Annotated in this window: 14 protein-coding genes; 11 read left to right on the top strand and 3 right to left on the bottom strand. The window is 60.2% G+C overall.

The features are described 5' to 3' along the window. Positions 1 to 42: 42 nt before the first annotated feature. From L8H52_RS12420 to L8H52_RS12410, 3 genes are all read right to left on the bottom strand, one after another. Positions 43 to 327 carry a type II toxin-antitoxin system RelE/ParE family toxin gene (locus L8H52_RS12420; protein WP_080587528.1) on the bottom strand — a complete coding sequence of 95 codons (285 nt, stop codon included), beginning with the start codon at positions 325 to 327 and terminating at the stop codon, positions 43 to 45. Next, on the bottom strand, positions 317 to 511 hold the full coding sequence (locus L8H52_RS12415) for a stability determinant (RefSeq protein WP_122600383.1): 195 nt from the start codon (positions 509 to 511) through the stop codon (positions 317 to 319). The genes L8H52_RS12420 and L8H52_RS12415 overlap by 11 nt, the downstream gene beginning before the upstream one ends. Positions 512 to 766: 255 nt before the next feature. Then, positions 767 to 1,714 carry a transporter gene (locus L8H52_RS12410; protein WP_242207273.1) on the bottom strand — a complete coding sequence of 316 codons (948 nt, stop codon included), beginning with the start codon at positions 1,712 to 1,714 and terminating at the stop codon, positions 767 to 769. A 211-nt stretch (positions 1,715 to 1,925) separates the two neighbouring features. Between L8H52_RS12410 and L8H52_RS12405 the strand changes: the two genes are divergently transcribed. The 11 genes from L8H52_RS12405 (at position 1,926) to L8H52_RS12355 (ending at position 12,910) form a co-directional block, all read left to right on the top strand. Then, on the top strand, positions 1,926 to 3,023 hold the full coding sequence (locus L8H52_RS12405) for an AraC family transcriptional regulator (RefSeq protein ID WP_242207272.1): 1,098 nt from the start codon (positions 1,926 to 1,928) through the stop codon (positions 3,021 to 3,023). Between the two features lie 253 nt (positions 3,024 to 3,276). Beyond that, a complete protein-coding gene (locus L8H52_RS12400) occupies positions 3,277 to 4,164 on the top strand; it encodes a Dyp-type peroxidase (RefSeq protein WP_242207271.1) in 888 nt (295 codons plus the stop codon). Positions 4,165 to 4,174: 10 nt separating this feature from the next. Continuing rightward, complete coding sequence (locus L8H52_RS12395) at positions 4,175 to 5,143, top strand: Gfo/Idh/MocA family oxidoreductase (RefSeq protein WP_242207270.1); 969 nt, start codon at positions 4,175 to 4,177, stop codon at positions 5,141 to 5,143. A 221-nt stretch (positions 5,144 to 5,364) separates the two neighbouring features. Then, a complete protein-coding gene (locus L8H52_RS12390) occupies positions 5,365 to 6,117 on the top strand; it encodes a GntR family transcriptional regulator (protein ID WP_242207269.1) in 753 nt (250 codons plus the stop codon). Continuing rightward, a complete protein-coding gene (locus tag L8H52_RS12385) occupies positions 6,114 to 7,844 on the top strand; it encodes a fumarate reductase/succinate dehydrogenase flavoprotein subunit (protein ID WP_242207268.1) in 1,731 nt (576 codons plus the stop codon). Before L8H52_RS12390 ends, L8H52_RS12385 begins: the two co-directional genes overlap by 4 nt. A 27-nt stretch (positions 7,845 to 7,871) precedes the next feature. Then, positions 7,872 to 8,117, top strand: coding sequence for a ferredoxin family protein (locus L8H52_RS12380; RefSeq protein WP_003225615.1), 246 nt, complete (start codon positions 7,872 to 7,874; stop codon positions 8,115 to 8,117). Between the two features lie 230 nt (positions 8,118 to 8,347). Continuing rightward, positions 8,348 to 9,751, top strand: a complete 1,404-nt coding sequence (locus tag L8H52_RS12375; RefSeq protein WP_242207267.1) for an ABC transporter substrate-binding protein — start codon at positions 8,348 to 8,350, stop codon at positions 9,749 to 9,751. A 297-nt stretch (positions 9,752 to 10,048) separates the two neighbouring features. Beyond that, entirely contained in the window at positions 10,049 to 10,828 is a 780-nt protein-coding gene (locus tag L8H52_RS12370; protein WP_242207266.1) for an ABC transporter permease, read from the top strand. Then, entirely contained in the window at positions 10,828 to 11,676 is an 849-nt protein-coding gene (locus L8H52_RS12365) for an ABC transporter ATP-binding protein (RefSeq protein ID WP_242207265.1), read from the top strand. The genes L8H52_RS12370 and L8H52_RS12365 overlap by 1 nt, the downstream gene beginning before the upstream one ends. After that, positions 11,673 to 12,635 carry a HEAT repeat domain-containing protein gene (locus L8H52_RS12360; RefSeq protein WP_242207264.1) on the top strand — a complete coding sequence of 321 codons (963 nt, stop codon included), beginning with the start codon at positions 11,673 to 11,675 and terminating at the stop codon, positions 12,633 to 12,635. Before L8H52_RS12365 ends, L8H52_RS12360 begins: the two co-directional genes overlap by 4 nt. Next, complete coding sequence (locus tag L8H52_RS12355; RefSeq protein ID WP_242207263.1) at positions 12,632 to 12,910, top strand: DUF971 domain-containing protein; 279 nt, start codon at positions 12,632 to 12,634, stop codon at positions 12,908 to 12,910. Before L8H52_RS12360 ends, L8H52_RS12355 begins: the two co-directional genes overlap by 4 nt. Positions 12,911 to 13,008 lie beyond the last annotated feature (98 nt).

Here is a 13,008-nt window from a genome sequence, read left to right as displayed (position 1 = left end):
TCTCGTGCAGTACGTTTGGGCGGCCGGTTGGTCGCCCTTTTTTTATGTTGATGAAGTTGAAGGGTATTTTTGCCGGGCGTGAAGCACCCCCAGTATTCTGATGCGCCCATTCACTCGATAGACCAGCAGATAGTTCGGATGAATCACCATCTCACGAGTACCAGGCACTCGGCCAGGTCGGTAACCGTAAGGTATTGATGAAAGCCGTTGTGCCGCCGCACCAACCTTGTGTCTTAGCGAAATTGAAGCGTTGGTGTTGTGTTGCTCGATGTATTTGAAGATGTCAGCCAGTTGACGCGAGGACTTGCTGCTCCATTCAAGCAGCAGAGCGGCGCTTCCTGCGCATCTCTTCCAGCATCTGGTCGAGCATCGCCATAGCCTCATCATGGGGAATACCAGGACTAGGATCATCGAGTGCATCCTGTACCTCTGCACGAAACCAGCGATCGTAGCTCTCGGCCTCTTCTTCGGATTCGAAGTCAGAGTAAAACGGGGAAAGTAATATGCTCATAGTGATCTCCGTGATCAATCTCGGCAGTTTAAGGGGGACATGGCCCATTGTCGTCGTCTGGCAGACGATGTACCCCATGGACCCTTGAGGATCCATGGGATAACGGAGCCCAGTATCTGTAAGCGCACCCTTTAAATCTGCCAGACGTTTCCCCCTGTTGTCCGGTAATTTCGACCGCCGCTGTAGGCGTATTCCTCCCCTCCGTTTTTCATGTTTTCAGGCTACAAAACCGGGTGTTCTTTCCTACAAATACACTCAGAACGCATACGGAATACTCACCTTCGCCCACAGCATTTCCCCCTCCGGCCGGTTCTCCACATCAAACTCCTTGGCCCAGCGAATCTCCGCACTGGCGTACTTGAGAAAGGTGAAGTGCAGCGCCGGCCCGATTGCGAAGACCTTGCCGCGTACGCCATCATCAACGTCCTGCCCGGCAAACTGCACGGTGTGGCCGAACTGTTTGTCGTCGGTGGTCTGCTGGAGGAAGTAGCCGTTGACGCCGAGCATCAGGTCGTCGGTGACCTTGTAGCTGGCCGAATAATCGAAGTGGAAAATCTGTCCTGATTTGTAGTCGGTGTCCTTGTTCTTTTCGTTGAAACTGTAAGTGGTCTTCATCGAGACTTCGGTGTTGTCGGTCGGCAACCAGGTGAATGAGAACAGCGGTTTGTAGGTGTAGAAATTGTTGCTGGTGTTGGCCAGCCGATCGACGCTGTATTCGCCGGTGGGTACGGTGACTTCCACGGCGGCACCGAGGGTCAGGTTTTTGCCCATGTCCCACAGGATGATCGGCGCGAAGGTGGTATCGCCCATGCCTTCGCGGGTGTCGCTCAAGCCGAACACCGAGACTTCCTGCTTCAACCACGGCTGGGCGATGTAACCGGCCAGACGCCCGCCGAATATCCGCACCGGGCTCAAGTAATCGAGACGCGGAATCACCGCGGTGGATTCGATTTCGACATTCGGCACCTTGCCGCCCAGTGAGCTGATGTTGAACCTGGTCGCCTTGTAATGGTTGTAGTAGAGGTTGAACGCGACCATGTTCTCCGGAAGGCTGTCGACTTCCAGCGGCAGCATGAAGAAACCGTCGGTGCCGGTGCCGATGTTGTCGACCCCGGCTTCGGTGGCCAGGGCGGGCAACGTCAGGGGGCAACCTGCGATGAAAAGGGCGAGCGGCAAGAAGGATGTTGCACGGTTCTGGCTCATGACTGTCCTCATTATTATTGTGATTGGGACCTGGTACCGGTCGCTCGGGGCGCCGGTACGCTAGAAATAAGCGTTTGGCGTACGTTGGGGCAGGGTATTGGCGGACACCGAGGGGGGCATCTGCGGACAGTTCGCGCACCCTGTGCTAACTTCCTTCGACATAACCGGTTACAAAAATAACAATCAAGCGTGATCCGGAATGTCAGCCCCCATGAACGTAAAAGTCCAAGACCCGACCTTCGAATTGGCGCTGGTCTCGCCGTTTCTTTTGCAAACCCTCGCTGAAGTTGCGCAGAACAAGGGCATCGAGCCGCAAAGTCTGTGCCGTGGGCTGGGTTTCACCCTTGAGGATCTGCAGGATCCGGCGCAGCGGATTTCCTATCGTCAGGCCGTAGCGATGATTCAGCGCGCGCTCAAAGTGCTGCCCAATCAGGGTTTGGGATTGTGGGTCGGCGCGCAGAACGTACTCGGCACTTTGGGCCTGCTCGGGCATGTGCTGTCGCTGTGCAAGACCTTGCGGGATGCCTTTGCGCTGGGCATTCGTCATCAACACACCTCGGGCGGGATTGTGGTGTCCAGTGTCGATGTGGTCGGCGGGTGCGTGCATCTCGATGCCGAGTGCCGCTTGCCATTCGCTGATGTGCAGGTGTTCGCGGTCGAGGAGTTTTTCGCCAGTTTGCTGGTGTATGGCCGAGCGTTGGCGGGTGCCGATTTCAAGCCGATTGCCGTGCAATTCATGCATGCCGCGCCGGACTATCTCAGTGAATATCACCGATTGCTCGGCCCGGACGTGCACTTCGGTTGCCTGCACAATCGCATGTTGATCGACGTGCAGTGGCTGGACGTGAACCTGCCCAATCACCATGCCTTGGCGCTGCGTCAGGCGGTTGCATTGCTGGAGCTGGAAGCGGCGCAGGTGCATCAGAAACTTGATCTGATTCAGGCCGTGGAGCGGGCGATTGCCCGGGATTTGAGTAGTGGCAGTCACATTGAAAAGATTGCCGGCGATTTGAACATGAGCAGTCGCACGTTGCGCCGGCGTCTGACTGAACATGCGCTGACGTTCGAGGCTTTGCTGGAGCAGGTGCGGCAGGCGCGGACCCTGAGTTTGCTGGCCAATCCGGATATGCCGATCGAGCGGATTACCGAAGAGGTGGGCTACAGCGATGTGCGCAGTTTTCGTCGGGCGTTCAAGCGCTGGACGGGGCTGAGCCCTAGCGCCTGGCGTAATGACGCCAACCCTCACCCCAGCCCTCTCCCGGAGGGAGAGGGGGCCGACCGCAGTGTCTTGCGAGTTACATCGACCTGAAAGATTGTGTCGATTATGGACTTGAGAGATTGGGCCGACCGAGGTGTCTTGCGAGTTGCATCGACTTGAAAGATTTTTTTCGATTATCGATTCGGTACAGCACTTTCAAGTCGGCGTATCTCCACAGCATCCCCCAATCAGTTCCCTCTCCCCCCGGGAGAGGGCTAGGGTGAGGGGCTTTTGACTTCCATCCAAACCCCCACAAACCCTCCGGCCACAGGTAAACTCCCGCGCACTTTCCCAAGGAGTTCACATGAGTTACTACCAGCCGGGCATTCTCGCCACCCCAGTTCCTGCGCAAGCACGCCACCTGTTTTTCGCCCTTGAGTCGGTTGAAGCGCTGCCGCAAGCGATCGACAACCTGATCAATCAGGTGGACGGCACGTCGGCGGTGGTCGGTTTCGGCGACTCCCTGGTCAAGGCGCTCAACGTGCAGATCGACGGTCTGCGCAGCTTCCCGACGCTGACCGGTGTCGGTGTCGAGAACCCGTCGACCCAGCACGCACTGTGGGTCTGGCTGCACGGCGTCGACCGTGGTGAACTGCTCAACCGCTGCAACGCTCTCGAAGCCGCACTGGCCCCGGCCTTGCGTCTGGTCGAGATGCAGGAAGCCTTCCGCCACAAGGACGGCCACGACCTGACCGGCTACGAAGACGGCACCGAAAACCCCCACGACGAAGCCGCCATCGCTGCCGCCCTGCAAAGTGCCGGCACCGACGGCATGGTCGGCGGCAGCTTCGCCGCGATCCAGCAATGGCAGCACGACCTCAAGGGTTTCCACAAACTCTCGGCCGAGGATAAAGACAACATCATGGGCCGTCGCCTCAGCGACAATGAAGAGATCGACGACGCGCCAGTCTCCGCCCACGTCAAACGCACCGCGCAGGAAAGCTTCGCGCCGGAAGCGTTCGTTGTGCGCCGCTCGATGCCGTGGATCGAAGGTGATCGTGCCGGTTTGATGTTCCTCGCCTTCGGTTTCTCGCTGGATGCTTTCGAAGCACAACTGCGGCGCATGAGCGGCCTGGAAGACGGCATCACCGATGGCCTCTATCGCATCAGCCGGCCGATTACTGGCGGCTACTACTGGTGCCCGCCGCTGAAGGACGGTCACCTCGATCTGCGCGCCTTGCGCATCGGCTGAAGGAAGAGACATGGACGTGGTGCGTTGGGGCATGATCGGTTGTGGCAGCGTCGCCGAGCGCAAGAGCGGCCCGGCCTTCTACAAGGCGCCCGGTTCGGCGCTGGTGGCGGTGATGGGGCGTCGTTTCGAAGCCGTAACCGACTATGCCGCGCGCCACGGCATCGAGCGGGTTTACACCGACGTCGATGCACTGATCAACGATCCCGAGGTGGACGCGGTGTACATCGCCACGCCACCTGACAGCCACCACGCTTACAGCCTGAAGGTCGCCGCTGCCGGCAAACATTGCTGCGTGGAAAAGCCCATGGCGCTGAATGCCGGGCAGAGTCGCGAGATGCAGCAGGCATTTGCCGAGGCCGGTTTGCACCTGTTCGTTTCCTATTACCGCCGTTCGTTGCCGCGTTTTGCGCAGGTGCGGCAATGGTTGGAGGAGGGGTGCATTGGTGAGGTTCGGCATCTGAGCTGGACGCTGACCAAAGCGCCGTCGCCAGTGGATCTGGACGGACGCGACAACTGGCGCACCGATCCTGCGGTGGCCGGTGGCGGTTATTTCGCTGATCTGGCCAGTCATGGTTTTGACTTGTTCCAGTATCTGCTCGGCGACATCGTTGAAGTGGCCGGATTCACCGCGCGACAGGCGGGTTTGTACGCAGCTGAAGATGCCGTCAGCGCCAGTTGGCGATTCGCTTCAGGCGCGCTGGGCATGGGCTGCTGGAGCTTTGTTGCGGATCGGCGCGAGGATCGCGTCGAGATCATCGGCAGCCATGGGGGAATCAGTTTTTCGGTGTTTGATGAGCATCCCGTGCAGTTGCATGCCGATGAACACATCAGTCTGGAGATCCCCCATCACGAACATATTCAGTGGCATCACGTGCTGGGCATGAATGCGCATATTCGTGGCCAATCCAGACACCCCGCCGTCGCCGAACAAGCCCTCAAAACCGACTGGGTCATGGACCAGATCCTCAAACGCCACTGACCTTACCGACCACACAAACCCCCTGTGGGAGCGAGCCTGCTCGCGAAGGCGGCGTGTCAGTCACCATCATTGCTGAAAGAACCACCGCTTTCGCGAGCAGGCTCGCTCCCACATTGGGCAGTGCGTCGTCGCATCTAAGGTTATGCCCAAACAATATTTCTCAACCTCGTCATAACAACCCTAAGATCACGTCATAACTCGTTATAACAAGTGATCCCGCGATGACCGATAACGTTCTTTCCCTTAGCAGCGTTCCTCTGCACACCCAACTGCGCGACGTCCTCCGTGCGCGCATTCTCGATGGCGAATACCCACAAGACAGCCAGATGCCTTCCGAAAGCGAACTCGGTGCGCTGTTCAAAGTCAGCCGCATTACCGTGCGCCAAGCCTTGGGCGATCTGCAAAAAGAAGGCCTGATCTTCAAGATCCACGGCAAAGGCACCTTCGTCGCCAAACCGAAAACCTTTCAGAACGTCAGCAGCCTGCAAGGCCTTGCCGAGTCGATGACCGGGCGTGGCTACGAGGTGATCAACCGCCTGCGCAGCTTCAAATTCATTCCCGCCGACAAGCGCGTCGCCGAGCGTTTGCAGGTTGCCGAGGGTGAAATCGTCGCGCAGATCAAACGCGTGCGCCTGATCAACCGCGAACCGATCTCGCTGGAAATTACCTACCTGCCCCAAGCCGTCGGCGAGCGGTTGGAGAAGGCTGATCTGGTCACCCGCGACATCTTCCTGATCCTTGAAAACGACTGCGGCATCGCCCTCGGCCACGCCGATCTGGCCATCGACGCGGTGCTCGCCGACAGCGACCTGACCCAGGCGCTGAACGTCGAGGCCGGCTCGCCGATCATGCGCATCGAGCGTCTGACCCACGACGCGCAAGGCCAGCCGTTGGACTTCGAACACCTTTACTACCGTGGCGATGCGTTCCAGTACCGCCTGCGGATCGACCGGCAAAAAGGGGAGCAGGCATGACCCGCAACGTTCTTGAACAGGAATACGACATCGTCGTCATCGGCGGTGGCACCGCAGGGCCGATGGCCGCGATCAAGGCCAAGGAAAACAACCGCGACTTGCGCGTGCTGCTGGTCGACAAGGCCAACGTCAAACGCAGCGGCGCGATCAGCATGGGCATGGACGGTCTGAACAACGCGATCATCCCCGGCCACTCGACACCGGAGCAGTACACCAAGGAAATCACCATCGCCAACGACGGCATCGTCAATCAGGCCGCCGTCTATGCCTACGCGACGCACAGCTTCGAAACCATCGAACAGCTTGATCGCTGGGGCGTGAAGTTCGAGAAGGACGAAACCGGCGATTACGCGGTGAAAAAAGTCCACCACATGGGCGCCTACGTGCTGCCGATGCCTGAAGGGCACGACATCAAAAAAGTCCTCTATCGCCAGTTGAAACGTGCGCGGGTGAGCATCACCAATCGCCTCGTCTGCACGCGGTTGCTGACGGACGAGGAGGGCACCGTCAACGGTGTGATGGGTTTCGACTGCCGCACCGCTGATTTCCATGTGATCAAAGCCAAAGCGGTGATCCTCGCTTGTGGCGCGGCCGGACGCTTGGGTTTGCCATCCTCCGGCTACCTGATGGGCACCTACGAAAACCCGACCAACGCCGGCGACGGCTACGCGATGGCCTATCACGCCGGCGCCGAACTGGCCAACCTCGAGTGCTTTCAGATCAACCCGCTGATCAAGGATTACAACGGTCCGGCCTGCGCCTACGTCACCGGTCCGCTGGGTGGCTACACCGCCAACAACAAGGGTGAACGCTTCATTGAATGCGACTACTGGAGCGGGCAGATGATGTGGGAATTTCACCAGGAACTGGAGAGCGGCAATGGCCCGGTGTTTCTCAAACTCGATCACCTGGCGGAGGAAACCATCCAGAACATCGAGGAGATTCTGCACAGCAATGAACGTCCGAGTCGCGGCCAGTTCCACGCCAATCGCGGCACTGATTACCGCACGCAGATGGTCGAAATGCACATCTCCGAAATCGGCTTTTGCAGCGGCCACTCGGCGTCCGGGGTTTGGGTCAACGAGCGTGCCGAGACGTCGGTGAAAGGCTTGTACTCGGCGGGTGACATGGCCGCCGTGCCGCATAACTACATGCTCGGCGCCTTCACCTATGGCTGGTTTGCCGGGCACAACGCCGCAGACTTTGTCGCCGGTCGCGAGTTTACTGCGCTGGACGCCGAGCAGATCGAAAAGGAAAAAGCCCGGGTCTATGCGCCGCTGGATCGCGAACACGGTCTGCCGCCGGCACAGGTCGAATATAAGCTGCGGCGCTTCGTCAACGATTACCTGCAACCGCCGAAAGTCACCAAGAAGATGCAGATCGGCCTGCAACGCTTCAGCGACATCGAACGTGATCTCGAGCAGATGAAAGCGAACAACGCCCACGAACTGATGCGCGCGATGGAAACCAGCGTGATTCGCGACTGCGCTGAAATGGCCGCCCGCGCATCGTTGTTCCGTGCCGAAAGCCGCTGGGGCCTGTACCACTATCGCGTCGATCACCCGCAGCGCAACGACGGCGAGTGGTTCTGCCATTGCCATTTGAAGAAGGGCGAGGACGGCCAGATGACCAGTTTCAAGAAAGCTGTCGAGCCTTACATCATCCCGCTCGATGCCGAAGAAATGCAGGCTTATGACCGCTTGCGGGTCGGCGCTTTCGCCGCTTGATACATCAATCACCAGAGAGCCCGAACCATGGCCTATCAAGCTCAGGAAATCTTCTTCCGCTCCAACGCCCCCGTCACCGTGGACGAGGACAAATGCATCGCCGAAAAGGGCTGCACCGTGTGTGTCGACGTTTGCCCGATGGACTTGCTGGCGATCAACCCGGCGACGCAGAAGGCTTATATGGCGTTCGACGAATGCTGGTACTGCATGCCGTGCGAGAAGGATTGCCCGACGGGTGCCGTCAAAGTCGACATCCCCTATCTCCTGCGTTGAAACCCGGACCACTGTGGGAGCGAGCCTGCTCGCGAAAGCGGTGATCCAGCTAGCACATCGACACCTGACACACCGCTTTCGCGAGCAGGCTCGCTCCCACAGGGATTTGTGGCAAGCCATTAGCCATCCGGAAACCCCGGACGCTGGATTCACCGAAAACCCCTCGTTTCCCACCGCGCCCTGATCGCGGCGGAGACGAACTCAAATAAATGATTCGAGGGGAAATAACCATGTTGCGTGCAGCAATCGCCGGTCTGGTACTGGCTTCGTTTACCTTGTCGGCCTCAGCCGAAACCATCCGCATCGCCATCGGCACCCAGGACACCACCATCAACTGCGCCGCCGGCGGACTGTTGATTCGTGAGTTGGGTCTGCTCGACAAATACCTGCCCCACGACGGCGCTTACAAAGACGCCAAGTACGACGTGCAGTGGAAAAACTTCACCAGCGGCGCGCCACTGACCAACGAGATGGTCGCCGGCAAACTCGACTTCGGCGCCATGGCTGATTTTCCCGGCGCATTCAACGGCGTTGCCTTCGAAACCGCCGGCAAGCACAGCCTGTTTATCAGCGTGTTGTCGGGCAGCATCAAGGGCAGCGGCAACGGCATCGTCGTGCCGAGCGCGTCCGCTGTGCAGTCGCTGAGCGAACTCAAGGGCAAGACGATTTCTGTGCCGTTCGCCTCCACCGCCCACGGCATGTTGCTGCGCGCGGTGGCCGCGCAGGGCTGGGATCCGCTCAAGGACGTCAACATCATCGCCCAGCCGCCGGAGGTCGCCGGCTCGGCGTTGCAGGCCGGCAAGATCGACGCCCACGCCGATTTTGTGCCATTCGCCGAACTGTTCCCGAGCCGGGGTTTCGCCCGCAAGATTTATGATGGAGCTCAGGCCAACGCGCCGACGTTCCATGGTGCGCTGGTGGATCAGGCGTACGCGAAGAAGTACCCGGAGATCGTCATCGCGTACCTGCGCACCAGCATCGAGGCCAATCAACTGCTCGCCGCCGAGCCTGAGAAATACAGCGAACTGATCGCCAAAGTTACCGGCGTCGATGCCGAGGTGAATTACCTGTTCCACGGCCCGCTCGGCGTGCAGACCCGCGACCTGAGCTGGAAGCCTGAATATCGCCAGGCAGTCGGCACGGCGATCGATACGTTGAAATTGCTGAAGAAGGCTGATCGCGGGCTCGATCTGAACAGCTTCATTGACGATCAGTACATCCGTGCGGCGTTCAAGGCGTCGAACCTCGATTACACGGCGCAACTGACCAATTACGCGCAGACGCCGTTGAAGGCCACGGATGCGACGACGGGCAAGGCAATTACAGACTTCAGCCATGTCGCGGAAATCTGGGTGCGGGGTGAGGACAAGGTGCGCCAATACGCTTCAGCGGAAGAGGCGTTTACCGCGCTCGCCGCGTTGAAGCAGGCAGGCAAAAACGTCCGTGCGGTGTATGCGCAGGCCAATGACAGCGGGATCAAGTTGCTCGCCGAACAGGCGTGGTTTGCCAGTGATGGCAAGGGGCGGTTGAGTGCGTTTTTGCTTAAGGTGCAGGCCCAGCAATTTGCGTCGGCGCAGGGTGGCAAGGTTTTTGATTTCACCGATGCCACTGCCCAGGCTGTTGCTGCGCGCTGATTGAAGATCAACAGCCCCTCACCCTAGCCCTCTCCCAGAGGGAGAGGGGACTGACCGCGGTGTTTGGGCGAGGTACGCCGACTTGAAATACCGAGTTGAGCTCAGGATTTGAAAAGACTCCATCGAGCCGAACGCAGGTTTTGAAAAACACGAAGATCGGCCCCCTTTCGAGTCGAACGCAGGTTTTGAAAAGCACGCAGGTCGGCTCCCTTTCCCCCTCGCCCCCTTGGGGGAGAGGGCTGGGGTGAGGGGGTAAATCTCAGCCACAACACAGAACCAGAACTGGAAACCCGCTCCATGAAAACACCCATCCGCTGGACATCAAGAGCCACATCCTTGTTGCTCTGCCTGCTGTTCTGGCAACTCGCCGCCAGCCACCACTGGAACCTCGGCCTCGTCACCTTCGCCAACGTGCCGACCCCTATCGCGGTGATCGAAGCAGCGTTCGGCCTCGGTGACTCAGGCAAACTCCTGCAACACCTGACCGCCAGCCTCAGCCGCGTCTTCGCCGGCTACCTCGCTGCGCTAGTGATCGGCATCGCCCTCGGTCTAGCCATCGGCCGCTCGAAATGGGCCGAAGACCTGCTGCTGCCACCGCTCGAAGTCCTGCGCCCAATTCCCGCCGTGGCCTGGATTCCACTGGCGATCCTGATGTTCCCGTCCTCCGAATTGTCGATGGTCTTCATCACCTTCACCGGCGCACTGTTCCCGATCCTGCTCAACACTGTGCACGGCGTCGAAGGCGTCGATCCGCGCCTGATCGCCTCGGCGAAAAGCCTCGGGGCAGGGCGCCGCGCGATCCTGCTCGAAGTGATCCTGCCCGGAGCCGCGCCGAGCATCATCACCGGTCTGGCGATCGGCATGGGCACTTCGTGGTTCTGTCTGGTGACGGCAGAAATGATCTCCGGCCAGTTCGGCATCGGTTACTACACCTGGGAGTCCTACACCATTCAGAACTACGCCGACATCGTCGTCGGCATGCTCCTGATCGGCGTGTTGGGCATGGGCAGCAGTCTGCTGATCAAACGCCTGGGCGGGTTGTTCACGCCCTGGCATCGACCGCGAGGAAAAGCCTGATGAGCGTGATGCAAACCCCGGAAGGACGGATCGACATCCGCCAGTTGTCCATCGTCCTTGGGCAGGGAAGGGAAGCCTTCGAAGCAGTGCGCGAACTCGATTGCCAGATTGAGCCCGGCCAGTTCGTCTGCATTCTGGGTCCGTCCGGTTGCGGCAAATCGACTTTGCTCGGTGCGCTGGCCGGGCATTTGAGTGCGCACGCCGGCAGTCTGAAAGTCGATGGTGCGGCGGTGTCTGGCCCGTCACCGCAGCGCGGCATGGTGTTCCAGCATCACACGCTGTTCCCGTGGCGTACGGTGCGTGAGAACGTTGCGTTCGGCCTGAAGATGCGTGGCATCGGCAAGGTTGAGCGCCACTGCGCCGCTGACGAGATTCTCCAACTGGTCGGCCTCGAAGGTTTCGCCGAACGCTGGCCCGATCAGCTTTCCGGCGGCATGCAGCAACGCGTGGAAATCGCCCGTGTGCTGGTCAACCGTCCGCGCCTGTTATTGATGGACGAACCGTTCGGTGCGCTGGATGCGCTGACCCGTCTGAACATGCAGGAACTGTTGCTGGACATCTGGACGCGCATCCGCACCACCGTGGTCTTCGTCACCCACGACATCGACGAGGCGCTGTTCCTCGCCGACCGCCTGCTGGTGATGAGCGCACGGCCGGGGCGCATCATCGAAGACCTGCGCCTCGACTTCGCCCGACCCCGCACCAGCGAACTGGTGACCAGTCCCGAGTTTTCCCGACTCAAACGCCACTGTCTCGACCTGCTGCGCCACGACAATGACCGACCGCTGCCGCGCCTCAACCCGCTCGGCCTGCCTCCCGAAAACCCTTTGCCGCGATTTGCCCTATGACCTCTATTTTTGCTGTGACCGATAACCCTGAAATCCTCGCCCTGCAACCGCGCCTGACTGCTGAGGACGCCGGTGTGCGACGCATTGCCCTGATCGATCTGGCGGATCTGGAGGAGCCCGATGGCTTGCTCTGGCTGGTCGATCGCCTCGGTCAGGATCCGGCTGAAGACGTCCGCGCCGAAGCCGCGCGGTTGCTGGAAGCCTGGGAAGATGAGGACGTCGTGCAAGCGTTGTGCGAGGCGCTGACTGACCCGTCGCCCGCCGTGCAATCCGCCGCTGCGCAAAGTCTGAGCCTGCTCAAGACTGAAGCAGCGGGGCGGGTGATTCTGCCGTGGACTGATCACGCCGACGTCAGCGTGCGCATCGCCGCATTCCGCGCCTTGCGTGAACTGCGTTTTGCCGACGCCGCACCAGCTGCCGTCGCGGCGCTCAACGATGCTGACGCCAATGTCCGTCGCGAAGCGGTCGGCGTGCTCGGCTGGCTCAAGCAACTTGACGCACTGCCAGCCTTGGCGCGATTGGCCAGCGATGACCCGGACACCGAGGTCCGCCGCGCGGCAACCGGTGCTTTGGGCCTGGCCTCCAGCGCCGAAGTCCTCCCGGCCCTGCGCCAGGCTTTGCAGGACAACGCTTGGCAAGTGCGCGAAGAAGCCGCGACGACCCTGGGCAAGGTCGGCCACATTGACGCGGGCTCAGCGCTGGTTGAAGCCTTGAGCGACGACTACTGGCAAGTGCGCCTGCGCGCCACTCGCAGTCTTGGTCGTTTGCGGTTTGCACCGGCGCTGGACGCCTTGATCGAGACCCTCGGCCATCGCATCAGCAACCTGCGCAAAGAGGCCGCGCTGGCCTTGGGCGAACTGAATGATCGCGGCGCCGTCGCCGCATTGCAGGCCGCGCAGGACGACGGCGACCCGGAAGTGCGCAAAGCCGTGCGCATTGCCTTGAGTCAGTTGCAATGAACCCGCTGTCGGTGGCGAATTCGCAGAGCGAAGGGACGCTACGCTTGAGCTGGCCGGACGGCCGCGAACAACAGCTGAACCACGCCGAACTGCGCCGCCAGTGCCCGTGCTCGCAGTGCCGCGCGTTTCGCCTCAAAGGTCTGACGCCTCTGGTGGATGAACGCGTACGCCTGACCGAACTCAACCCGCAGGGCTATGGCGTGCAGTTGATCTTCAGTGACGGCCATCAACGCGGCATCTACCCGTGGGCCTATCTGGCAAACCTCAATTCTTGACCCACACAAATATCCAAATGTGGGAGCGAGCCTGCTCGCGAATGCGTTGGTTCATTCAGCATTGATGGCGACTGATACGCCGCCTTCGCGAGCAGGCT

This window comes from Pseudomonas sp. CROZ-RG-20F-R04-15 (assembly GCF_022662375.1).
Taxonomy (GTDB): Bacteria; Pseudomonadota; Gammaproteobacteria; order Pseudomonadales; family Pseudomonadaceae; genus Aquipseudomonas.
This window is presented reverse-complemented; position numbering and strand designations above follow the sequence as displayed.

What these genes read in the sequence shown, in the direction of transcription:
- L8H52_RS12410 (WP_242207273.1), bottom strand. Translation starts at nt 1,714, where the DNA reads ATGAGCCAGAACCGTGCAACATCCTTCTTGCCGCTCGCCCTTTTCATC.
- L8H52_RS12400 (WP_242207271.1), top strand. Translation starts at nt 3,277, where the DNA reads ATGAGTTACTACCAGCCGGGCATTCTCGCCACCCCAGTTCCTGCGCAA.
- L8H52_RS12370 (WP_242207266.1), top strand. Translation starts at nt 10,049, where the DNA reads ATGAAAACACCCATCCGCTGGACATCAAGAGCCACATCCTTGTTGCTC.
- L8H52_RS12380 (WP_003225615.1), top strand. Translation starts at nt 7,872, where the DNA reads ATGGCCTATCAAGCTCAGGAAATCTTCTTCCGCTCCAACGCCCCCGTC.
- L8H52_RS12375 (WP_242207267.1), top strand. Translation starts at nt 8,348, where the DNA reads ATGTTGCGTGCAGCAATCGCCGGTCTGGTACTGGCTTCGTTTACCTTG.
- L8H52_RS12390 (WP_242207269.1), top strand. Translation starts at nt 5,365, where the DNA reads ATGACCGATAACGTTCTTTCCCTTAGCAGCGTTCCTCTGCACACCCAA.
- L8H52_RS12415 (WP_122600383.1), bottom strand. Translation starts at nt 511, where the DNA reads ATGAGCATATTACTTTCCCCGTTTTACTCTGACTTCGAATCCGAAGAA.
- L8H52_RS12360 (WP_242207264.1), top strand. Translation starts at nt 11,673, where the DNA reads ATGACCTCTATTTTTGCTGTGACCGATAACCCTGAAATCCTCGCCCTG.
- L8H52_RS12405 (WP_242207272.1), top strand. Translation starts at nt 1,926, where the DNA reads ATGAACGTAAAAGTCCAAGACCCGACCTTCGAATTGGCGCTGGTCTCG.
- L8H52_RS12365 (WP_242207265.1), top strand. Translation starts at nt 10,828, where the DNA reads ATGAGCGTGATGCAAACCCCGGAAGGACGGATCGACATCCGCCAGTTG.
- L8H52_RS12395 (WP_242207270.1), top strand. Translation starts at nt 4,175, where the DNA reads ATGGACGTGGTGCGTTGGGGCATGATCGGTTGTGGCAGCGTCGCCGAG.
- L8H52_RS12355 (WP_242207263.1), top strand. Translation starts at nt 12,632, where the DNA reads ATGAACCCGCTGTCGGTGGCGAATTCGCAGAGCGAAGGGACGCTACGC.
- L8H52_RS12385 (WP_242207268.1), top strand. Translation starts at nt 6,114, where the DNA reads ATGACCCGCAACGTTCTTGAACAGGAATACGACATCGTCGTCATCGGC.